The organism is Lactobacillus kefiranofaciens, assembly GCF_014656585.1.
In the GTDB taxonomy this organism is placed as follows: domain Bacteria; phylum Bacillota; class Bacilli; order Lactobacillales; family Lactobacillaceae; genus Lactobacillus; species Lactobacillus kefiranofaciens.
This window is the reverse complement of record NZ_CP061341.1, coordinates 1,128,423-1,151,512: the sequence shown is the minus strand read 5'-3', so window position 1 is coordinate 1,151,512 and position 23,090 is coordinate 1,128,423. Positions and strand designations below refer to the sequence as shown.

The 23,090-nt window shown below is 36.6% G+C and carries 19 protein-coding genes, 3 pseudogenes and 1 riboswitch; of the genes and pseudogenes, 17 read left to right on the top strand and 5 right to left on the bottom strand.

Annotation, left to right across the window (positions count from 1 at the left end; genetic code table 11):
* Positions 1 to 3: 3 nt before the first annotated feature.
* From hslV to ICI50_RS05720, 3 genes are all read left to right on the top strand, one after another.
* A complete protein-coding gene (gene hslV, locus ICI50_RS05730) occupies positions 4 to 528 on the top strand; it encodes an HslVU peptidase proteolytic subunit (protein WP_013854173.1) in 525 nt (174 codons plus the stop codon).
* Between the two features lie 9 nt (positions 529 to 537).
* Positions 538 to 1,938 carry an ATP-dependent protease ATPase subunit HslU gene (hslU, locus tag ICI50_RS05725; protein ID WP_025084226.1) on the top strand — a complete coding sequence of 467 codons (1,401 nt, stop codon included), beginning with the start codon at positions 538 to 540 and terminating at the stop codon, positions 1,936 to 1,938.
* A gap of 147 nt (positions 1,939 to 2,085) precedes the next feature.
* Positions 2,086 to 2,988 (top strand): aldose 1-epimerase family protein, encoded by a 903-nt coding sequence (locus tag ICI50_RS05720; protein ID WP_054640088.1) that lies wholly within the window; start codon positions 2,086 to 2,088, stop codon positions 2,986 to 2,988.
* A gap of 55 nt (positions 2,989 to 3,043) precedes the next feature.
* Here ICI50_RS05720 and ICI50_RS05715 read toward each other — a convergent pair whose 3' ends face one another.
* The gene (locus ICI50_RS05715) at positions 3,044 to 3,865 is read right to left on the bottom strand and encodes a site-specific integrase (RefSeq protein WP_054640087.1); all 822 of its coding nucleotides are present in this window, start codon (positions 3,863 to 3,865) and stop codon (positions 3,044 to 3,046) included.
* 109 nt (positions 3,866 to 3,974) lie between these two features.
* Positions 3,975 to 4,033: riboswitch (Fluoride riboswitch) on the top strand.
* 47 nt (positions 4,034 to 4,080) lie between these two features.
* Between ICI50_RS05715 and ICI50_RS05710 the strand changes: the two genes are divergently transcribed.
* From ICI50_RS05710 to ICI50_RS05700, 3 genes are all read left to right on the top strand, one after another.
* Complete coding sequence (locus ICI50_RS05710) at positions 4,081 to 4,470, top strand: fluoride efflux transporter FluC (RefSeq protein ID WP_056941331.1); 390 nt, start codon at positions 4,081 to 4,083, stop codon at positions 4,468 to 4,470.
* Between the two features lies 1 nt (position 4,471).
* Complete coding sequence (crcB, locus tag ICI50_RS05705) at positions 4,472 to 4,846, top strand: fluoride efflux transporter CrcB (RefSeq protein ID WP_013854168.1); 375 nt, start codon at positions 4,472 to 4,474, stop codon at positions 4,844 to 4,846.
* Between the two features lie 83 nt (positions 4,847 to 4,929).
* Positions 4,930 to 5,415: a pyridoxamine 5'-phosphate oxidase family protein gene (locus tag ICI50_RS05700; protein WP_013854167.1), complete on the top strand. Its 486-nt coding sequence runs from the start codon at positions 4,930 to 4,932 to the stop codon at positions 5,413 to 5,415.
* A gap of 57 nt (positions 5,416 to 5,472) precedes the next feature.
* Here ICI50_RS05700 and ICI50_RS05695 read toward each other — a convergent pair whose 3' ends face one another.
* On the bottom strand, positions 5,473 to 6,930 hold the full coding sequence (locus ICI50_RS05695; protein ID WP_013854166.1) for an APC family permease: 1,458 nt from the start codon (positions 6,928 to 6,930) through the stop codon (positions 5,473 to 5,475).
* A gap of 229 nt (positions 6,931 to 7,159) precedes the next feature.
* Here ICI50_RS05695 and ICI50_RS05690 point away from each other — a divergent pair, with 229 nt between their 5' ends.
* Together ICI50_RS05690 and ICI50_RS05685 are read left to right on the top strand one after the other, a co-directional pair.
* Entirely contained in the window at positions 7,160 to 9,253 is a 2,094-nt protein-coding gene (locus ICI50_RS05690) for a putative ornithine decarboxylase (protein WP_013854165.1), read from the top strand.
* Positions 9,254 to 9,266: 13 nt separating this feature from the next.
* On the top strand, positions 9,267 to 10,526 hold the full coding sequence (locus ICI50_RS05685) for a methionine gamma-lyase family protein (RefSeq protein WP_013854164.1): 1,260 nt from the start codon (positions 9,267 to 9,269) through the stop codon (positions 10,524 to 10,526).
* 59 nt (positions 10,527 to 10,585) lie between these two features.
* Here the strand turns inward: ICI50_RS05685 and ICI50_RS05680 are convergent.
* Together ICI50_RS05680 and ICI50_RS05675 are read right to left on the bottom strand one after the other, a co-directional pair.
* A pseudogene (locus ICI50_RS05680) lies at positions 10,586 to 11,200 on the bottom strand (potassium channel family protein).
* Positions 11,201 to 11,261: 61 nt separating this feature from the next.
* Positions 11,262 to 12,596, bottom strand: a pseudogene (locus ICI50_RS05675) (TrkH family potassium uptake protein).
* A gap of 97 nt (positions 12,597 to 12,693) precedes the next feature.
* Between ICI50_RS05675 and recQ the strand changes: the two are divergent.
* The 4 genes and pseudogenes from recQ (at position 12,694) to mmuM (ending at position 17,520) form a co-directional block, all read left to right on the top strand.
* The gene (gene recQ / locus ICI50_RS05670) at positions 12,694 to 14,469 is read left to right on the top strand and encodes a DNA helicase RecQ (RefSeq protein ID WP_013854162.1); all 1,776 of its coding nucleotides are present in this window, start codon (positions 12,694 to 12,696) and stop codon (positions 14,467 to 14,469) included.
* The gene (locus ICI50_RS05665) at positions 14,462 to 15,694 is read left to right on the top strand and encodes an MFS transporter (protein WP_244040271.1); all 1,233 of its coding nucleotides are present in this window, start codon (positions 14,462 to 14,464) and stop codon (positions 15,692 to 15,694) included. The genes recQ and ICI50_RS05665 overlap by 8 nt, the downstream gene beginning before the upstream one ends.
* A gap of 257 nt (positions 15,695 to 15,951) precedes the next feature.
* Positions 15,952 to 16,404: a flavodoxin family protein gene (locus ICI50_RS05660; RefSeq protein WP_013854161.1), complete on the top strand. Its 453-nt coding sequence runs from the start codon at positions 15,952 to 15,954 to the stop codon at positions 16,402 to 16,404.
* 122 nt (positions 16,405 to 16,526) lie between these two features.
* Positions 16,527 to 17,520, top strand: a pseudogene (mmuM, locus tag ICI50_RS05655) (homocysteine S-methyltransferase).
* Positions 17,521 to 17,751: 231 nt separating this feature from the next.
* Here the strand turns inward: mmuM and ICI50_RS05650 are convergent.
* The gene (locus ICI50_RS05650; protein WP_054640085.1) at positions 17,752 to 18,384 is read right to left on the bottom strand and encodes a phosphatase PAP2 family protein; all 633 of its coding nucleotides are present in this window, start codon (positions 18,382 to 18,384) and stop codon (positions 17,752 to 17,754) included.
* A gap of 98 nt (positions 18,385 to 18,482) precedes the next feature.
* Here ICI50_RS05650 and ICI50_RS05645 point away from each other — a divergent pair, with 98 nt between their 5' ends.
* From ICI50_RS05645 to ICI50_RS05625, 5 genes are all read left to right on the top strand, one after another.
* Positions 18,483 to 19,097, top strand: a complete 615-nt coding sequence (locus ICI50_RS05645) for a sugar O-acetyltransferase (RefSeq protein ID WP_188891308.1) — start codon at positions 18,483 to 18,485, stop codon at positions 19,095 to 19,097.
* 114 nt (positions 19,098 to 19,211) lie between these two features.
* Complete coding sequence (locus ICI50_RS05640) at positions 19,212 to 20,303, top strand: serine hydrolase domain-containing protein (RefSeq protein ID WP_054640116.1); 1,092 nt, start codon at positions 19,212 to 19,214, stop codon at positions 20,301 to 20,303.
* Positions 20,304 to 20,382: 79 nt separating this feature from the next.
* A complete protein-coding gene (locus tag ICI50_RS05635) occupies positions 20,383 to 21,216 on the top strand; it encodes a PfkB family carbohydrate kinase (protein ID WP_056941333.1) in 834 nt (277 codons plus the stop codon).
* 1 nt (position 21,217) lies between these two features.
* On the top strand, positions 21,218 to 21,775 hold the full coding sequence (locus ICI50_RS05630; RefSeq protein WP_013854156.1) for an ECF transporter S component: 558 nt from the start codon (positions 21,218 to 21,220) through the stop codon (positions 21,773 to 21,775).
* A gap of 81 nt (positions 21,776 to 21,856) precedes the next feature.
* Positions 21,857 to 23,062 (top strand): L,D-transpeptidase family protein, encoded by a 1,206-nt coding sequence (locus ICI50_RS05625; RefSeq protein ID WP_188891306.1) that lies wholly within the window; start codon positions 21,857 to 21,859, stop codon positions 23,060 to 23,062.
* Positions 23,063 to 23,090: the final 28 nt, after the last annotated feature.

The following is a 23,090-nucleotide window of genomic DNA, read 5'->3' as shown; positions in this document are numbered from 1 at the left end:
AAAATGACAACAATTTGTTCAGTAAGACATAATGGTAAGACTGCAATTGCCGGTGATGGTCAGGTTACTTTGGGTGAAAAAGTAATCGCTAAGGCAACCGCAAGAAAAATTCGCCGCATTTATCATGATCGGGTAATTATTGGCTTCGCTGGTGGTGTGGCAGATGCTGTAAGTTTACAAGATATGCTTGAAGGCAAACTTGAAAGCTATAGTGGCGATCTTCGTCGTGCAGCCGTAGAAATGGCACAAGCATGGCGCAAGGATCCAACTCTGCAAAAATTGAATGCCATGTTAATTGCCTTTGATGAAAAAGATTTACTCTTGATTTCGGGTAATGGTGAAGTACTGGAGCCTGATGAAAACGTAGTTGCAATCGGTTCAGGTGGTAATTTTGCTCAAGCTGCGGCCATTGCTATGACTCGTCATGCTAAAGACATGGAAGCTGCAGAAATTGCACATGAAGCTGTTAAAATTGCTTCAGGCATTGATGTATTTACTGATGATCAAATTCATACCGATGAGATTTAGGAGATAAAAATGGCTATTAAGACCCCAAAAGAAATAGTTAGAATCTTAAACGAATATATTATTGGCCAAGATGAGGCTAAAAAATCAGTAGCGATTGCTTTATATAACCGTTACCGTAGGATGCAGCTTCCTAAACAAATGCAGCAGGAAGTAACTCCTAAAAATTTATTAATGGCTGGTCCAACTGGAGTTGGTAAGACTGAAATTGCTCGTCGCCTGGCTAAGATTGTCGAGGCACCATTTGTAAAAGTCGAAGCTACTAAGTTTACTGAGGTAGGTTATGTAGGTCGCGATGTTGAATCAATGGTTCGTGATTTAGTCAGTGAAGCTGTTCGTATGGAAGAGAAAGAGCAGTTTGCTCGTGTCAAAGCTCAAGCTACTAAAGAAGCCAATAAGCAATTAGTACGTTTGCTCGCACCTGGTGTTAAAAAAGAAAATCGTGAAAATCAGATGCAGCAAATGCAGGATATGATGTCTCTACTAATGGGTGGCCCAAATGCACAAAAGAAAAATGACCAAGAAGAGGTTACTGAAGCTGTACGCAACAAGCGGATGGATGTAGCTGATAAACTAAACAAAGGTTTGCTTGAAGATCATCAAGTTACAATTGAAGTTGAGCAAGCTCCCAAGGCTAATCCAATGAGCGACATGATGGGACAAATGGGCATGGACATGGGTTCAATGCTTAATGATATTATGCCCAAGAAAAAGGTTAAGCGGACTTTGGCAGTACGTGATGCACGAGAAGTTTTGATTCAAGAAGAATCACGAAAGATGGTAGATTATGATACTATCTATCAACGTGCTATTGAACGAAGTCAAAATAATGGGATTATCTTTATTGATGAAATTGACAAGATCATTGCTGGCAATAAACGTAATTCTGGTGAAGTTTCACGTGAAGGTGTTCAAAGAGATATTTTGCCAATAGTGGAAGGTTCAACAGTTAATACAAAATATGGTCCAGTTGCGACCGATCATATTTTGTTTATTGCCGCCGGTGCTTTTGCGGAAAGCAAGCCAAGTGATTTGATTCCAGAACTTCAAGGACGTTTTCCAATTCGAGTGGAACTGAATGCTTTGACTAAAGAGGATTTTGTCAAAATTTTGAAGGATCCACAAAATTCTTTGCTAAAGCAATATATTGCTTTAATGAAGGCTGATGGAATTAGTTTGATCTTTACCCAAGAAGCTGTTGACAAGATTGCTGAGATTGCCTTTGATGTCAACCAGGGCACTGATAATATCGGTGCTAGACGTCTTTCAACTGTCTTAGAGAAACTATTGGAAGATGTGCTTTATGAAGGTCCAGATATGGAAATGGGAGAAATTACTATCACTGAAGCTTATGTTGAAGATAAGCTTGGCGATATTATTATGAATAAAGATTTAACTAAGTTTATTCTTTAACTATCTTGGGTACTCGACTATTATAGTCGGGTATTTTTATTGCCTAACATACACTTTTTTATTTAGCTGAAAATGTTAAAATATAAGTAATCAAAGCGATTACATTATAAGTTTTTTATTGTTTGATATGGTAGGTTAAGATAAGTTATGAATTACACAATCGAAAATAATATGATTAAAGTAGTGATCTCAGATCACGGTGCAGAAATTCAAAGCGTTAAAAGCGCACATACGGGCGAAGAATTTATGTGGCAAGCAGATCCTAAAATTTGGGGTCGACATGCACCTATTCTTTTCCCAATAGTAGGTCGTCTGAAGAATGATGAATATACTTACAAGGGCCAGACTTATCATTTAGGGCAACATGGTTTTGCCAGAGATTCTAATTTTAAAGTTGAACATCATTCTCAAGAAAGTATCACTTTCTTACTTAAAGATAACGAAGAAACACGGAAGGTTTATCCATTTAAATTTGAATTTCGTGTTAACTATAATTTGATGAATAACTTATTGGAAGAAAACTTCAGTGTAGTAAATAAATCAGATGAAACAATGATCTTTGGTGTTGGCGGGCATCCTGGATTCAATTTGCCAGTCAAAGATGGGATTACCAAAAAAGATTTCTATTTTGATATGCATCCATCAGTTGCTCGAGTAAAGGTCCCACTTAAGGATGCTAGTCTTGATTGGAATAATCGGTCACTTGCTTCAACTGATAGTTTTATTGGCTTAAGTGATGAACTATTCAAAGATGATGCTTTGATTTATGAGTTGCATGGACATGATAATAAAGTTTCATTAAGAACAGACAAAAATAATTTCCATATTAATGTGTGGACTAGAAATGCACCATTTGTTGGTATTTGGTCACAATATCCACAGACTGCTAACTATGTATGTATTGAGCCATGGTGGGGAATTGCGGATCGCGATGATGCAGATGGCGACCTGGAGCATAAATATGGCATGAATCATCTGGCACCAGGTAAGGAATTTCAAGCAGGCTTTAGCATTACTTATCATTCGGACGCTGATCCAGATGAAAATTAATAATAGAACAGATAAAAGCATCCCTATGTGAGCAACATTGAGATGCTTTTTTTAGTTAGTCAGTTTTTTTGGGTAACTGAAATTCCGTTGTCTTGATATAAAGAGTTAAGTTCTTACGATAATAATTAAGTGATTTCATTGAAATACGCAGTGTTTTTAAGACATCATTATCGGATAATTGATGATTGGAAATGATAGAATAAACAAAGCTCATCCGTAACTGGTGGGTAGTTAGTGTCATGCCAATAATTGAACGATCTGGCGTAATCTTTTGATTAATATTAAAGTCAGAAGCATAATGATCGCCGTTTTTTCTGGCGAAAATATAAGGGTTATTATCTTTAGAATAATCCGTGTGTGCTTTGATATAGTCTCTTACGACTGGGCTTTTAATGTTATCTAACAAGTTAGCAGTTCGAAGAATAGTAATTTCTTTAGGCTTGAATCCAGCAGCAATTGCGGCCATCATTTTAATAGTTTCGGGATGAATCTTTTTAATTTTAATTAATTGAGGTAACGAGTCCATCCAATTGATAACATATTCTTGCTTACGATCAAAATAATTACCACGTAATGATAAAAGGGGATAAGTTGTAATATATCCATACTCGCTAAGAAAGACAAAATACATCTTAAGGTGACTAAGATATTTGTTTACCGTGTTGCTTTTCATATTTAGTTTTTCTTGAAGAGATGCTAAAAAATTGCGGATATCATTAGCTTGCACGTTAGTAATATCTGCTTCTGACTCTAGACTTGCAGAGTAGTAACGCCAAAAAGTGGAGATTGATCTAGAAGCTAAATCAATAGTAGAATTTGCTAATTTCTTTTTTTGTTTGCAATAGTTGCGAAACTCAGCTTCATTAGGAAATGCCATAATTTTGACCTTCTTTCTAATTTAGTTTAATTATATCACAGGAGTATATTGTTACTAAATAATAAAAATAAACTTGTCAACTAACCTGAGAAGTTGTATATTTTAACTAATGTAAATAGGTGATGACGTTCACCATTAACCGAGAAATCTAATGATGTCTACTTTATCCTTTAGGGGGGTGGAGTGGACGTTTTTTATATGAGGAGGAATTTCTTGTGACAACTAAACTTATCAATTATATTAGTATTGCATTCTTTGCATTTTTTGGTGGAATGGCTCGCGCTGTTCTTAATGCCAATTTTGGCTTTTATGGGACATTCTGGGGAAATATTTTAGGTTGTTTTCTATTAGCTTTTTTTACTTATTTCTTTTTAGAATTTAAAAATTTTTATCAATGGTTAACTGTAGGAATTGGTACCGGCTTTGTAGGGGCTTTTACAACCTTTTCAACCTTTAATTTAGATATACTAAAGAATATTCAAGCTAACCAGCCAGTAGTCGCAGTAGCGTATTTCCTCTGTTCGATTATTTTTGGCTTTCTTTGTGCATTTATTGGGATGAAAGCTGGTAAAAAAGTAGGTCAATTAGTTAGAAAGGACGATTAAGTTGAATCTGTTATTAGCAGGATTAGGAGCTTCATTGGGAGCGATGTTGCGTTATGCAATCACTAATTATGGTAAGAGGCACTGGGAATGGATTGGCAAAAGGTTTTCTAATTTGCCAATTCCTACGCTGTTCATTAATTTAACTGGAGCGTTTATTTTAGGATTAATTTTTGGAATAGGTACTAGTATTTTCTTTTATGCTCTAGTAGGAACTGGCGCCTTAGGAGGCTATACGACTTTTTCAACTATGAATACAGAATTAGTTGAATTATATAAGAGTGAGAACTATCGTGGCTTGGCTTTTTATGCAATTTTTTCGTATTTAGGCGGAGTGATTCTAGTATTTTTAGGATTTTATGTCGGCAAATTTCTCTAAGCATTTTAATAGTGTCTGTCCTTTAATTAATATATAATTCACTTAAAACATATAGTTAAGTGAATAGAAATGGACAGAATAATATGAGACAACACGTTCCCCAATTAACCGATGAATTGACTAACAAGCAATTTTTAGATTTAATCGTTGACTGTTTTCATTCTGTAGTCTTTGGTACAGTTGATCAAAATGGCGATCCTCATACTAATATCATTGATATTGATTTTAATGAAGATGGTCGCTTGATTTTCGCTACGACTAACCACAAGAATTTTTATCGTAATTTGAAGATTCATAATCGGGTCTCAATGACGGCGATGCGTGGGCGAGAAACGCTTAGCAGTATTGGTTTTACTCTAGAAGGCTATGTTAATGAAATTAGTCCAGCATATCTGGATAAAATCAAGGCGATTAAACCAGCGTTGCACCGCATTTATGATAATAGGGCTGAAGATTTGAATACACTAAGACCTTTTGCTCTGACACCGATCATTGGCTCTATTTATGATTTAAGATCTGAACGAACATTTCAGAAGCAGTTTGATTTTGTAAATCAGCTTGCTAATTAAGTAAAATAAAAGAGAAAAAAGATGATAAATCAGCGATTGATTTATCATCTTTATTTTTTACATATTCATTTCGCGTTGCTCTTCGCGCTTACGCATCCATGGGAGCAGGAAACCTAAACCGAACAGCACAATTACCGTGATAATATTCATAATTAATTGGTGGTTAAAGGCTGCACTACCGAATGTTGCTTCAGCTTCTTGTGGAATAAAGCCTAAAGTTGCACAGATAAAGGTAAAGATTAGACACCACCAACCCATAATCAAAGCACCGGTTCTGTTTTTAATGAAGACATAATCTGATTGGAACTTCTTTTGGTGCATCCGCATCATGATGAATGCAAAGAATACCCAGCAGGTCTTGTATGGTGAAATAATTCCGTTAATGTTTAACAGCCAGTTATAGATTGAGTTGATGTTTGGCAAAGTACCAGTAAGCAATAATAAGAATAAAGCCAAACCACAAGTTAAAGTGTAGGAATGAACAGGATGGCCTGTCTTATCCTTTTTGACAGTCAACCATTTTGGCATAAATTTATCGGCTACATCCCCGGCAAAAACACGACTAGAAGCATCAAGCAAGACGGCTAATTGTGCCATCATGAAGATAGCCTGAACCACGGCAAAGATATACATTAAGACTTTGCCCCAGCCTAAACTTTGTCCTAATAGTTGGAAAGCATAGTAAGGACCGTTCATCTTAAAGTCGTGTGGAATATGATGAGCATTGAAGAAAATGGCCAAAGCTAAAGTACCAAAAATAGTAAGGAAACCAGTCATAATAGCCAGCATCCACATTGCCTTAGGAAATTCGTGCTTAGGATCACGCATTTGCACAATGTATGGCGCAGCGAGTTCGGCGCCTGACATAGCAAAGATTAAAAGTCCAGTAGTGGAGAAGTAACGCAAACTAAATGATGGCTTAAATGCTCCTAAATTAAATGGTTGGGTAGCAATATGGTGACCATGCATAATAGACCAAACAGCTAATAAAACGAACAGCATGGACATAATAAACATTGCTCCACCGCCAATTAAGGAAAGCAATTCAAGTGAATTTTTAATAGCATTTTCAATTAAGATAAAAGCTAAAATAATCACGAAAGTTAAGATTCCAAACCAGAAAGTGGACATGTGCTTGTCTAAAGTATTGTTACCTAAAATAATCCAAGAGAATGAAACGATCACTGAGTTGGAAACATCAACTAAATAAGGAACAGTCTGCACCCAATACATCCATGAGGTCCAGTAGCCTAAAGTATCGTTGGATGAGTGCCGTACCCAAGAGGCTAATCCACCGGCCTGATCCTTAAAAGTCAAGCCCATTTGGCTGCACATCAGAGCATAAGGAATGACGTAGGCAAATAATAGAAAGATCCAAGAGACAACCACCGACAAGCCTTGGTTTTGAAAAGGATAAAAGATATTTTCAAAACTGATGATGGTGACGAAGTCGATTAAAGCGATGACCGGCCAACTCAGGTAATGTTTTTTAATAGTTTCAATTTCTTCTGACATAAAATATTTTCCTCCAAGAATAGTTATTCAGTTATTAGTGACAATCTATTCCAGGAGGAGAACATGGCAAGTGCACTTGTTAAAAACCTCCAATGTTTATATAATCTGTATAGTACTGTATTTTTAGAAAGCTTACAAAAGCAGTGACATACTGTAAAAAGATTATAAAGAATTATTTAAGTTTTGCAAGATCAAATTTTATTTATCACAGAAATGGAAAGGAAAAATGATGGACTTTTTGAAGATAGCCATTGGGGCAGGCGTAGATATTAATGATTTAAAGGGATGGTCGGCAATTCCAATTGGCCAAGTTCAAAATAGTGCTGAAGTTGCTGCTATAGTGGTTAAAAATAGTGATGCAGCTGCTAAAGAAAAAGCAAATGAGCTAAAAGCGCAGTCCGACTTTCCTATTCCAATTATTGAAGTACAAGATGGAATTAGTGTTGCAGATAAACAAAAAATTGCACAAGAAGCCAGGGACTATGAGCAAAAAATGGTGCCTGGTTTTTTAACGGATTTAATTAATTTCGCGCGGACTAAGCCGATCAGCTTTACTACACCAGGTCACCATAATGGACAATATTACGATAAGCATCCTGCTGGAGTGGTTTTTAATAAATTCTTCGGTAAGAATCTAATGTTTGCGGATACTAGTGATACAGTACCGCAATTAGGCGACACCATGACTCATGCTGGTACACCGCTTGATGCTGAAAAATTGGCGGCTAAGACTTATCATGCAGATAAAGTTTACTTCTGTACTAATGGGACTACTAGCGCGAATTCGATTTGTGCGAGTGCGCTTTTATCTGAAGGCGATTTGGTTTTATTTGACCGCAATAACCATAAATCTCTTTATAACAGTGCATTAGTCATGAGCGGAGCAAAACCTGTTTATATTCCAACAGACCGTAATGCACTGGGCCTAATTGGAGAAATGGATCCCGACTTTTTGAATGAGGACAAAATTAGGGCAGAAATTGCTAAAGTTGATCCTAAAAAGGCAAAGGCTGAGCGACCATTTAGATTGGCAATCGTTCAAGCGGAAACTTATGATGGCGTTTTTTATGATGCTCAATGGATTGTTAATCGGATTGGTAAATTATGCGATTACATTTTATTCGATTGCGCCTGGGGCGGCTTTGAAGGGTTTGTACCGATTATGAAACATTTATCACCGCTGCTTTTAAACTTGGGTCCGGATGATCCTGGAATTTTGGTAACGCAATCGCTGCACAAGCAACAGGCAGGCATGGCACAAGCCTCGCAAATTTTAAAGAAGGATAGTCATATTAAGGGACAAAAGCGTTACGTTGACCACAAGCATTTTAACCATGCTTATCTGAAGTTCGTTACTTCGTCTTATGCTTATCCGCTTTATGCATCCCTGACGGTTAATTCATATGTTACAGCTGGAAATGGTAATAAAAAGTGGTGGGCCCAAACTTTAGAGAGGGGAATCGAGTGGCGTAAGGCGCTACTTAAGAAGTCTAAATTATTTAAACCACTTGTACCGGATAATTTTGCCGATATTCCAACTGAAGAACTGATGAAAAATGCCAGTTACTGGAATATGAATAAAACAGATGATTGGCACGGCTTTAAAAAGATGGCCGCTGGTGAAGCAATGATCGATCCACTGAAAATCACGGTTAAAACTCCTGGCATCGATGTTAAAAATGCTAAATATGAAGAAAATGGTATTCCCGGTGCAGTAGTTGCGGAGTATTTAATGGAAAATCATATTATTAGGGCCAAGAATGATTTGAATTCGTTGCTGTTTTTATTGACGCCGGGTGATAGTCAAGCTGAACTTGATACTTTGCTTAGTGCATTTTTGAAATTTGAAGATTTTTATAATCAAAATACCTTGGTTAAAGATGTCTTACCTGTTTTATATAATGAATATCCCAAGCGTTATCAAGGCTATACTTTAAAGCAGCTGTGTCAAGAAATGCATGAATATTACAAAGAAAATAAGACATTTAGTTTGCAGCAAAAACTGTTTGCTAAGCCGGGGATGCAGGATTATGAAATGACGCCGCAAACAGCTGACCAACTCTTTAAGAAAGATAAAACTGAACTAGTTGATATCAAAGATGTAGTTGGCAGAATCGCTGCAGAAGGTGCTTTGCCATATCCACCAGGTGTATTTATTGTTGCACCAGGTGAAAGATGGGGCGAAGTTGATCAGAAATACTTTGCGGTGCTCGCCCATGCAATTGAAAAATTCCCAGGCTTTGTTCCGGAGATTCAAGGCGTATATTTGCAGCAAACCGTTCACGGTTTACAGGTTCAAGCAGAAGTTATTAAAGAAAAATAGGAGGAGTTAGAAAATGAGTTTTTCTTGGAAAGAAAATTTACCCAAAGATTTAAGTGAAAAAGTTGCTAAAGTTGAAAAAATGATTCAGCCACGTCTAGAAGAAATTGACGAGCAGGTTTTGTATAACCAGCAACGTGTGTTAGATTTATTTAGAAAACACAATGTGGGTGAAGAAGACCTTGTACCGTCAACTGGCTATGGCTATGATGATATTGGTCGTGATAAGATTGAAGATATTTATGCAGATTACTTTAAAACTGATGATGCGTTAGTTAGACCACAATTTGGTTCTGGTACTCATGCCATCACTGTTGGTTTGTTTAGTATGCTTCGTCCAGGAGACACCTTGTACTATTTAACAGGTACACCATACGACACCATTCAAGAAGTAATTGGCTTAGCTGGCAATAAGCCAGGTAACATGAAAGAATGGGGCATCAGCTTTAAGACCACTGAATTAAGAGACGGCGAAGTTGATTATGAAAATGCTAAAAAAGACTTACAAGACAAATCTATTAAGGTTGTAGCAATCCAAAGATCTTTAGGCTATGCTACACGTAAAACCTTTACTATGGATAAGATCAAGAAGATGCTAAAGTTTATTAAGGAAGTTCGTCCTGACGTTAACATCTTTATTGATAACTGTTATGGTGAATTTTCAGAATGTGAAGAACCAACTTTTTATGGTGCTGATATGATGGCTGGTTCTTTGTATAAAAATGCAGGTGCTGGTTTAGTTAAGGGTGGTGCATTTTTAGTTGGTCGCCAAGATTTAATTGATGGTGCGGGCTCACGTTTAACCGTTCCGGGTGCCGGTAAAGGCGAAGGCGCAACCTGGGGCTATTTGCGTGATATTTACCAAGGGTTCTTTATGGCACCGCATACTACTGGGGAAGCTCAAAAGGGAATAGTTTTTACTGCAGCTTTGCTTGAAGAAATGGGTATGCAGGTTTCACCAAAATGGAGTGACCCACGAAGCGACATCGTGCAAACCGTAACCTTTGGCAAACCAGACCCAATGGTTAAGTTTTGTGCCGCTATTCAACACTATTCACCAATGAACTCTTTTGTTGACCCAATTCCATATCATCAAGATGGCTATGAAGATGAAGTTGTTATGGCCTCTGGTTCATTTGTAGAAGGTTCAACCATTGAATTATCATCTGATGGTCCATTGCGTGCCCCATACATGCTCTATATTCAAGGTGGCTTGTCATATGCCCATGATAAAATTGCTATTACTCACGCGGTTGAAGAGACATTTTACAAGTAAACAAAATCAGTTAAAAAGCTTTGAGCGACTATTCTCAAAGCTTTTTGTATACCTTATGATTATTTATTTTCTTGTAAAGTTTCATTAATCTTTTGAACGTCCTCATTTGAACCGATTAAAGTGATATGATCATGTGGATTAATAATGTCAGTCGCAAGGGGTACTTGATTTAATTTCCCATCGTGAATAATTCCGATTACGTTAACATTATAATTCTTACGGAAATCCAATTCGCCTAAAGACTTGTTAAAAAAGTTAGGATTTTCAACTTTGACTTCACCTAAAGAAACGTCTTTAGAGAGATTGAAATAGTTAACTATATTAGGATGGAGCTGGTGGAAGATTAATTGTCGCGCCATATCTTGTTCAGGCTCAATGACGTGATCGGCTCCGATCTTTTCTAAAACTAGGCGATGATTATGATTGTTAGCTCGCGTAGTAACATCAGGGGCACCAATTTTTTTAGCTAACATAGTAGTGATAATACTGCCTTCTACGTTTTCACCCATAGTAACGAAGACATGATCAAACGCGCCAATATCTAGGTCCCGCAATTCATCTTCATCAGTAGCATCTGCAATTACGGCATGGGTAACTAAATGAGCGACATCATTAATAACTTATTCATTTGAATCTACTACTAAAACGTCTTGATTGGCTTTTAAGAGGGCCATGGTTAGTGCCAGGCCAAACTTCCCTATGCCAAGAACTGCAAAACTTTGTTGTTGATGTGAATTAGCCAATGATAATTTCCTCCTCTGGATAGCGATAGCTTTGTTTTGTAGGATGAGATTTAAAAATAGAATACATAAAGGTGTAAATGCCAACCCGTCTAATAAACATCAAAGCGATAATAATAATTTTGCCGAATAAATTAAGATGTGGGGTAAGACCGAGAGTTAAACCAACGGTACCAAATGCTGAAACTGCTTCAAAAACGGCTTCGGTAATACCATTATGAGTTGAAAGTGGTTGCGTCATAGTTAGCAAGAATGTTGCAAAAATAATTAATAAAATGGCAGAACAAAATAGAGTTAGGGCACGATTAATATTATTACGAGTAAAGCGACGATGAGAAAATGCCGCTTCTTTTCCAGTAAAAGTTCCGATACTCTGTAAAAATAAAATTCCTATTGTTGAAGTTTTAACACCACCTGCAGTGGACCCAGGAGTTCCACCAATGAACATCAAGATAATAGTAATTACAATACCAGCTGCAGAAAGTTTGGTATAAGGAACGGAAAAGAACCCGGCCGTTCTTGGTGTTACTGCCAAAAATAAGGTATTAAAAAATCGCTGAACGCCATCTAAACTGCCATCAAATTTCTTAAGGTTTTGTTCACTAACTAAAAAAACCAACTATTGATAATATTAGAATGATGAGGCCCACTGCTAGTGCAAAACGAGTATGCAAAGTGAGTCTATGATGAATATGATACGTTAATATATCACGCCAGACTAAGAAACCAAATGAACCAGCACCGATTAACAACATAATAATAGTTAAAAAATAAGGATTATTATTAAAATGTTCAACAGATGGTCCAAATAAGTTGAAGCCCGCATTACAGTAAGCAGCTACTGAGTGAAAGAGACTATACCAAATACCTTTTTCTATTCCTAAGCGTGGTCTTAAAACAATAAAAAGCAATGCTGCTCCTACCAATTGAATAACCAGGGAAAGTCTAATAATCAGCTGTACTATTCGAAGTTGAGAAGGGCGATTAAGATTTAGTGCTTCTTCTGTCAACATTCTCGCCCCCAGACTCATCTTTTGATGGGCAAAGTCACTAAGCATAACTGCAAAAGTCATGAACCACCTATTTCGACTAGAATCATGATGATTAATTGACCAAAAAATGACCAGTGTGTTGCCGTTGTAACTGTGCTTAATCCCGTAACGCAAACTGCCGAAGTGGCAGTAAAGAGTGCATCAGAATAATTAGTTGCTCGTCCCACTTTATCCGCAAAAGGTAATGATAATAAAATACTGCCGATAATTATTAAAATTAAAAAGCCAATAGTTAAGGCGAGTGAGAATGTGATACGTCGATGGAAAAGATGTATCAATTTCTTTCCTTCTTTCTTACTTGGAATAGTTTAATTATAAACCTTAAGAAACTTTGTTAAAATAAAGAAGATATTTCATAAAAAGTCAGGAAGATCTATGAATCCAGAAAAAATCTTAAAACAAACTTTTGGTTATGCTAGCTTTCGTCCGGGTCAAAAGAAAGTGATTGATTTAATTTTAAATAAACAAAATGTCCTGGCAGTGATGCCAACTGGAGCGGGGAAGTCTCTTTGTTATCAAGTACCAGCTTTGATAAATCCAGGTGTGACTTTAGTTATCTCGCCGCTGATTTCATTGATGAAGGATCAGATTGATTCACTTAAACAGAATGGCGTTAATGCAGCGGCGCTAAATTCGACGACACCGCAAGAAGAAGTGAATCCAATTTTGCGACAGGCATATGAAGGCAAAATTAAGCTGATTTACATTACGCCTGAAAGGCTAGCCATGGATTATTTTAGATATCAGTTGAACTTTCTTGATATTGATTTAGTAGCGGTTGACGAAGCACACTGTATTTCGCAATGGGGTCATGATTTTCGCCCTGCTTACCGGCAACTTTTGGAAGGAATCAATTCTTTAAAAAGCAGACCAAATATTTTGGCATTAACGGCAACAGCAACGCCTGCTGTACAGGATGATATTGGGCAACAATTGAATATTCCTAAAGAAAATTTTGTAATTACTTCATTCGCTAGGCCAAATCTAAGTTTTAAAGTAGTTAATTCGCCCCAGAATACGCCTTTGTATATTGCTCAATATATTAAAAAGCATGCGGACGAAGCAGGGATTATTTATACTAATACCCGTAAAAAAGTGGAGACTTTAACTGCCTATTTAGCTAAAAAAGGCATTTCAGTAGGTGCTTATCATGGTGGGTTGAAAGCCCAAGAGCGTAGCCAAGTACAAGAAGCATTTCAGTTCGATGAAATTCAGATAATTGTAGCTACTAATGCTTTTGGGATGGGGATTGATAAAAGCAACGTCCGCTTTGTTATTCATGCTTCAAGTGCGCGGAATATTGAAAGCTATTACCAAGAAGCAGGTAGAGCCGGTCGGGATGGCGAAGAAAGCGAGGCGATTTTAATTTATCATCCTGGAGATTTGCGTCAGTATCGCTATTTTATTGATGAATCAGATGCCTATGAAAAGTATCGGGAGTTGCAATATCAAAAACTACAGTCAATTACAGATTATGCCAATACTGGTGAATGCCTGCAGCAATTTATTGTGCGTTATTTTGGACAAGATTGTTCTCCTTGTGGCAAATGCTCAAATTGCCTAAATCAAGATGAATTAACAGATATTACGACAGATGCTAAAAAAGTAATCGCAATGGTTTATGAATTAGATGGACGCTTTGGTAAAAATATTGTTGCGCAATGCTTGGTTGGCTCGAACAATCAGAGAATGAAAGAATTAAGAGCTAAGCAATACGATCATTTTGGCAGTTTGAAAATGAGTCAAAAAGATGCAGTAAGCATGATTGATTATTTGACTGCTTCGGGTTATCTCAAGATTGAGGGGACAAAGTATCCTCTTGTTCATGTGACTAATCGAGGTTGGGATGTATTAGATGATAAGGAGGCTGTACACAGACGAATTGCTAAAGTAAGTGCAAGTAAGCAGCTTTTTGCAACTGATGAGGAACCTAATTTATTTATTGCTTTAAAGGCGAAGCGAAAGGAATTAGCGCATGAGCAAAAAGTACCGGCCTTTATGATTTTTTTAGATCGCAGTTTGCATGATATGGCCCGAATTAAGCCACAAAATGCCGTGGATTTTTTGAAAGTAAATGGCGTAGGACAAGCTAAGATGGAAAAATATGGTCAAGCAATGATGAAAGTGATTAGGAAGTACATAAATGAATGAGAATAGAGTATCTGTTAAAGTTTTAATAGCTATATTATCAGCAGGGATGTTATCGTTTTTAGGTATCTTAGATGAAATAGCGACAACCGTAACTTTTCCAGCCTTAATGAGAGATTTTGCTGTAACTACGGATCAGGTACAGTGGGTGAACACGTTGGTTCTTTTAGTAATTGCCACAATTGTTCCAATTAGTTCACAAATTTCGTTAAGGATACCAACGAAGAAAATCTTTCAAATTGGCGTTAGCTTTTTTATAGTTGGGTTGTTAGTTGATGTTTTCACGCCTCGCTTTGATTTATTATTAGTTGGTAGAGCCCTACAGGGGATCGGTACCGGAATTGGCTTGCTATTGATGTACAATATTATTTTAAATAAGGTACCAAAGAAGAAATTGGGTTTGATGATGGGCGTTGGTACAATGATTACTGCTTGTGCAGTGGCTTTTGGCCCAGTTGTCGGTGGCATTATTGCAGATATTTTAAATTGGCGCTGGATTTTTATCTTTTCAGTATTGTTAATTATCATTAGTTTATTTACGGGTAGCTATTCAATTGAACAAATTAATGCATTAAAAACCGTTCGCTTTAAATATAGTCAATGGTTAATCTTAGCAGCTAGTTTAGTATTCTTAATGATCGGTTTTACTAATATTGCTAAAAATAATTTTCTTACATTTAAAGTTTTAGGTTTGCTTTTATTAGGCTTGATTTGCTTAGTTATTTGGGTTAAAATCTCTAGTTCAAGTTCTGATCCATTAATAAATCCTCAACTATTCAAGAACCTTCATTTTAGTCTGCAGCTTATTTCATATTGTTTTGCCAAAATTAGTACGCTGGCTTTAGGCTTCTTATTTCCAATGTATGTGCAGGTAGTCAACCATGGCTCGAGTACTCTCGCAGGTTGGGTAACTTTCCCTGGAGCTGTAATTAATGCTCTATTGGCTGCCTGGGCTGGCAGGATATTGGATAAACGAGGAGCAAGATTGCCTATTTTGACTGGCGTCAGCGTTAGCTTACTAAGTTTATTTTTAATGATTAGTTTTAGCAAAGATTTATCTAATATAGAGATCGCTATTTTGTATGCAGTATATTACGGTGGCTATGGAATGAGCTTTAGTAGTCTAATGACCAGCGGTTTGACCTCGCTGGAGAAAAAGGACCATGCTCAAGGAAATGCCATTTTTAATACTTTGCAACAATTTTCAGGAGCATTAGGTACAGCTTAGCAGGGACGTTAGTAGCAATTAGTCAAAAGAATAGGGCTTTAACTAAAAGTTCGGCAATGATCCAGGGTAGTGCCTGGCTATTCTGGATATTAATCGTCTTATTAATTAGTAGCTGGCTTATTTGCCTACTCTTTGTCCCAAAAAAGGATAAAACAAATTAAAGTTAAAAATTATTATAAGATTAGTTACCTTTATATTGGCTGAATACGCTTTTTTCAATTACAATAGACTTAGTAAATGAAAGAAGGACTAATTCTATGACTAAAAAAACATTGATTCTTTACTATTCTTGGTCAGGCAAGACTAAAGAGATGGCTGAAAAAATTAATCAAGAAATTGAAGGTAGTGACCTTAAAGAGATTAACGTAGCTAAGGATGCTTTTGACTCTGACCAGTATAAAACTAATGATATTGCATTAGATCAGATTCAAGGCAATAAAGCTTTTCCAGAGATTCAATTAGACAATATTGACTTTAATGATTACGATTTAATTTTAGTTGGTAGTCCAGTCTGGTCAGGTTATCCTGCAACACCAATTAAAACTTTACTTGATGAAATGAAGAATTATAATGGTGAACTTGCCTCATTCTTTACTTCTGCTGGGACAAATCATAAGGCTTATATTAGTCATTTTAAAGAGTGGGCAAATGGCTTAAATGTAATTGGAATTGCCCGTGATGATAGTGCAATTAAAGATTGGATTAAGTAAAAAATAAATCGAAAAGATGAACCAAAATAGCAGTGAAAAGATTACTGCTATTTTTTATTGCTTTATTCATAATATTAATATAAAATTAATTATTTATATTTTACTGTGAATAGGGTGAGGATATGGATTTAATTAATCAAGTTGCTAATCGGGGATTAATAATAGATGGTGCAATGTCCACTGCTCTTGAACATGAGGAAATTGATACTAATAATGATTTATGGACTGCCATCGCTTTAGAAAAAGATTTAGATAAAATCTATCAAGTTCATTTAAAATATTTTAAGGCTGGAGCACAATTAGCAATTACGGATACGTATCAGGCAAATGTACAAGCTTTCGTAAAAACATGGCTTTACTAAGAAGCAGGCTGCCACGATGATTGCTAATGCGGTCAAAGTTGCTAAAAAAGCGCGAGACGACTACGAAGTTCAAACTGGAATTCATAATTTTGTTGCAGGTTCAGTTGGATCCTATGGAGCATATTTAGCAGATGGTGATGAGTTCCGCGGCGATTACTCTCTAACTGATAGGCAATACTTAGATTTTCATTTACCTCGGTTAAGGGTAATACTGGCTAATCAGCCGGATTGCTTAGCGATTGAAACACAGCCTAAGTTAGATGAGCCCGTTGCAATTCTGAATTGGCTTAAAGAAAATACTCCTACAATTCCGGTTTATGTAAGTTTTACTTTGCATGATACGACTAAGATTAGTGATGGTACGCCGCTGAAAAAAGCAATGCAGAAACTAAATGATTATGATCAAGTTTTTGCAGTTGGCGTGAATTGTTTTAAGCCATTTTTAGCTACCGCTGCAATTGATAAAATGCGTGAATTTACTGATAAGCAAATTGTAGTTTATCCCAATTTGGGTGGTGTTTACAATGAATTTGAACGTAATTGGATTCCGTTTAATGCAAAATTTGATTTTAAAAAGCTTAGTCAAGAATGGTATGAACATGGCGCGCGCATGATTGGGGGATGCTGTTCTACGGGTGTCAAAGAAATTAGTCAGATCGCTGCATTTTTTAAGACAATTCATAGTCAAAAAACACAACCCAAAAGTATTAAGTTAGACTTTAATCATCTGAAATCTAGTAGTTCAAATACCTAAGTTTGAGCTGAATTACTTTAAATTTTGAATAAAATCTGCTAATATAATAGCGGAGCGTGTGATGAGCGCTCCGAGGATGAAAAGGCTAGGCAAGATACCTTTTATGGTATTATGCTTGATAGGAAGAAATTTGAAGGTGTAGAAAAGCCATTAAGGACATTTTCCTTAGTGACTTTTTTCTTTTTATATAAAAAACTCCAAGTTAATAAAAACTCGGAGCTTTCTAAATATTTAGAAATTATTCTTTTGCGTTCGCGGCGTGAGTTTATCCCAGATTGCATCAACTATGCCAACCCAAGTTGCACTAAAAGCGACGGAACCACATACGTCAGATGGAAAATGTGCATAAACATAGACTCGAGAGATCATGACGATTATTAGCCAAACAATTAATAGGACATATAGCCATATACGAGTAGTGCTGCTTTTTACTATAACAGGAATCATGATTAAGATTAGCCAAAATACGATTACCGCCATGCCCAGAGTATGACCACTAGGAAAGCTAAAACCGTCATCAACAGCTAAGTGATTAAGCGGGCGACTGCGTTGCACAATATGCTTGATAACGTAACCAACAGCATCAGCTGTGACCATCGTAATCACAATACTCAGCGCAAGAGGACGCTGTCTTCTAAACCATAGAATAACAGCAATCAAAAGCATCCATGCTAAATCAACCTTGGTATCGGCTAAGAATGTAATTTTGAGCATTAATCCCTTTAGGCCAGGAATAGTATGAACCAGTTGTTCAAAGAAATTATCAAAACCGGTAATCCAAGCAGCATGCAGCATGATAGAAATTGCCAAAATTAAAAAGATTGGCAAGCCTATACAAATTGTAATAATATTTTTCTTTTGCATATTTACCTCGATAGATATATTTTTGTTAACAACATTAACGAGTTTATCATAAAATAGTGCATATCAAGTACAAAAATCTAAATTATAGGAGCAAAATAATGGAAAAGAACACCGAAAATATGCTGGCTGGTAAGCCATATCGCCCAGGGACCGCAGAATTGAGAGAAATTTCTAGTTTGGCGCACCGTTTATCTAGAGATTATAATCTCACTACAGATGAAGATAAAATTGAAAGAAAAGCTATTATTGATCGGCTTTTTCCAAATCATGGCAAGGGAGTATATTTGCAAGGACCAATTCAAGTTGATTATGGTCAATTCACCACTTTAGGAGATGAATTTTATGCCAATTTTAATTTGACGATACTAGATACTTGCCCAGTTACTATTGGCAAAAATTTGATGTGTGGTCCTAATGTGACTTTTGCGACACCCCTTCATCCCTTGTTGCCAGAGCAGCGAAATGCGCGTTTGCAAAAGGACGGAAAAATGTCAGATGTTGAATATGGTGCTCCAATTACAATCGGTGATAATTGCTGGTTAGCCAGCAATGTTACAGTTTGTCCAGGAGTCACTGTTGGCAATAATTGCGTGATTGGTGCAGGCTCTGTAGTGACGCATGATATTCCGGATAGTTCTTTAGCAGTAGGCGTGCCAGCTAAAGTTTTACGAAAAATTACAGAACAAGATCATTTAGAAAATTATCCGTATTAATTTTTGTTAATCTGTAACCCTACTGCAAAAAATAAATGCTAAGATTATTCTATGAAAAAAATAACATTTCTGGAGGGCTTAAAAACGAAACGTATTAATATTAAAAAGACATTTATTAAAACGGCTATTTCATTAACTGTTGCTACTTCCTTGCCAGTTGCAGCACTAACTAATACTAATCAAGTTCAAGCAGCTAGTTATAATCAGACAGAAATGCGTAGTTTTGTCAGACAAACTATTGCTAATTATTATGCTCGGGGGACAACAGTAATTGTTAAAGACGGGCATCCACAGCAGATTAGTTACGGTTATGGCTATTATGGCAGACGCTTGGGTGCGGGTAACCGTAAGGTAGTATATCCGGTTTGTTCTTTACAAAAAGTTATTACAGCTGCGATGATTACACAATTGATGTCTGCGGGTAAGTTCAATCAAGATACTAAGATTTCAACTTGGTACCCTAATTTAAAGGGAGCTGCGAATATCACGGTTGGCAACTTAATGACACATACCTCAGGCTTAAAGGCGGCAGATACCGAAGTTAATCGTGGTCGTGTATACTCTGAAGCTGATGCAATTAATTGGGTAGTTAATAAATTAAATTCAACTAGTCAAAATCAACCAGGCAAGTTTTCATATAATAATACTAATTATATTCTGTTGGCTGGAATTATTCGTGCGGTTACCGGGCAATCTTATAAACAAAATGTAAAAGACCGAATTATCAATCCATTAAATTTAAAGAGAACTTACTTCTTAGAAGATGTTCCTAGCGGCATGACTGATGGGATTTCTTATACTTGGAATCGCAAAAATTATCAATGGGCTCAGTATGTAAAGAAACAACAAGCTTCACAGTTGGTTGGTGCAGGCAATTTGTTCTCTACGCCAATGGATTATTATCGTATTCAAGTTGGTTTAACTAACGGTAAAATCTTAAACCGTGAGCAGTTTAATTTGATGACTCATTTAAAGGCTACTTCAGGCAACGGTTATTCTGGCGGGATGTATATTAAAGGTAATTTGAAGTCTGCGTATGGCAACTTGTACAACACTCATTTTGGTAATTGGATCCAAATGACGTCTGATAATCGAAATGGATTAATCATGTTTTTGAATCAAACGCAAAACGATGAAAATAGAAATAAGGTTATTGGTTATCAGATCTTGAATCATATTCAACCAGGTACTTTTAGTGCTAGATAAAAAATAAACGAATTTAATTTTTCCTGTTATTAGATGTGTTAAGCTAATAACAGGATTTTTTATTTTTCGAGGTGAGAACATGGTTAATGGAGGAGTTTTGATTAGTCAGGATTTATCATGTGCAGGGCAGGTTTCATTAGCAATCGCCTTGCCGATTTTAGGGGCATGTGGTTTAAAGCCTACGGTTTTGCCAACGGCAATTTTATCTACTCATACAGGAGGCTTTGGTGATAATACGTATCTTGATTTGAGTGATGAAATGAAATTGATTTTCCAGCATTGGCACCAAGTTAATTTGGAATTTAATGCGCTTTACTTAGGTTATCAAGGTAAAAAAGCATTAGAATTTTGGTTAAATAATTTTGAGCAAATTAAGCTGAAGAATAATTTAGTGTTAATTGATCCCGCAATGGCAGACCATGGCAAGATGTATCGCGGTTTGGATCAAGACTATGTGCGGCAGATGCGTCAATTAATTCATCGCGCAACGATCATAACCCCTAATTTGACTGAAGCTGCATTTTTATTGGGTAAAGAAAAGCAGGAAAACACTTTGGCTGTAGCACAAAGTTTAGCCAGAGAATTACAAGAACATTTTTCTGTGCCAAATGTGATTATTACGGGGATCTCATTAACTAATGAAAAAATAGCAGAGGTGGGAGTTACTCAAGCTGAAAGCTGGTCATTGATTCAGCCTAAACAAGCAGGCAGTTTCTTCGGAACTGGTGATATTTTTGCTAGTGCATTTTTGGCTAGCGTAATGCGACACAATAGTTTAAAAGATAGCTGCTCAATTGCAGCTGATTTTGTCGCGCAGGCAATTATTAACACGCCTAAGCAAGATCCACGTTTAGGACCGAATTATGCTGCTGGATTACCAAATTTAGTAAAACAATTAAAACAAAGAGGATAAGATGGAAAAAGAACGGAATTCATTACAAGCACTAGTATTAACCGGATTATTTGCTGCAATTATCTATATTGGTATCTGGATACTGCGCATTCCTGTTCCAGCAATGGTTGGGCGTCCGTTTATTCATTTTGGCAATACTTTAACTGCGGTAGCAATCCTTTATTTAGGTTATCGGAATGGGATGATCGCCGGTATTATTGGCTTGGGCGGTTTTGATCTGCTTAATGGTTATGCTGCAACATCTTGGCTGACTATGATAGAAGTGGTAGTAGTAGCTTCGATTTTAACGCTTGTATATAAAGGGATGCATTATCGCGATAGTAAGAGAAATATTATTATTTTGGGTATAATTGCTGGTATTACAAAGATTTTTACCACTTATTGCGTTTCAATCGTAGAGGCATTAATGGTTGGCACTAGTTTAAAAGTTGCTTATATTGGGGCGTTTGTAAGCTTGCCGGCTACAGTTATTAATTCTATTTCGACTGCTATTTGTACGCCAATTTTATATTTTGCCTTTAAAGATGCGACTAGAATTATTCTCAAAAAAGCAAAATAAAATGCAAATGAGAGCAATAAGTTTTACACTTAATTAGTAAAGTATATTAGAATTCGCTGATAAAAATAAAAGGTAGGATACATGAACGAAGACCTAAAGAAAAAGAATAGGCGAAATAATATTATTTTGTTGATAATTGGCTTACTGATCATTGTTGGAATGGTCGTGGGCTTGGGCATTCATAATCGGAATGTAGCCAATCATGCAGCTGCCGTTCAGTTTAATAAGACTCACTTTAATCCGAATGTTAAGATTAATGGCGTTCAGGTAGGTAAATTGACAGTGAAAGAAGCAACTGACAAGGTTAATAAAAAGGCAAAGAATCTAGTTCAATTAAAGGATGGTCAGTTAGTATATCATTACAATACGACAATTAAACCAATTGATGAGGCGGAAATGCAGTCATTCTTTAAAAAGCAGCAGACCACTGTGGCTAATGATCGAACGTATCAATATACTACTAGAGATTTAAGTGTTGCACAGAAGAAACTAACTGCACTTAAGAAAGCAACATTGACTTATAAACTTAATGGCAAAAACTATAGTTTAAAAGCTAAAAATTTGTTAAATGATGTCACTTATCGAAATGGAAAATATCAAGTTGGTGATAGCTCAAAGTTGACTGCCAAGCTTAATCAAATTGACAAAGCTGTTTCAACGCTACATCAAAGTTACCAATTTAAGGTGCCGGTTGGTAATAAAATAAAAGGAAAGACTATTACCGTTAAGAATAAAACTTGGGGTTGGGGCGTTTATGTAAAAAAAGCTCGACGTTTAATTATTGCGGCTTTTACCAAGAATCAGCAGACGCTTGATGGTTCTAAGGCAATATACGGTTTAGGTTATAGTACCTATGCTCATGGCTATGGATATAGCAATCACGAAATTGGCAATACATATGCAGTTGTTTCTCTAAAAAAACAGGAAGTATGGCTAATCAAAAATGGCAAACTAGCTGTTCATCTTAAAGATGTGGTTACTGGAACAATGGAAGGTAGCAAAGGCGACCAAACTCCTCGTGGCGTGTGGTATATTCATTATAAGGAATCACCAAGCACTTTACGGGGTACTAATGACGATGGCTCCAGCTATGCTTCTCCAGTGAAGTATTGGATGCCATTTACATTAAGTGGATGCGGCTTTCATGATGCTAGTTGGCGAACGGACTGGGGTAAGAAGGCATACTTAAAAGGTGGCTCGCATGGCTGCGTAAATGTAAAGCCTAGTGAGATTAGGCGCATTTGGAATAACATTAAGAAAAATGAGCCGGTAATTATTTACGAGTAGAAAAAACGAGGTTCAAACCCATTTAGGG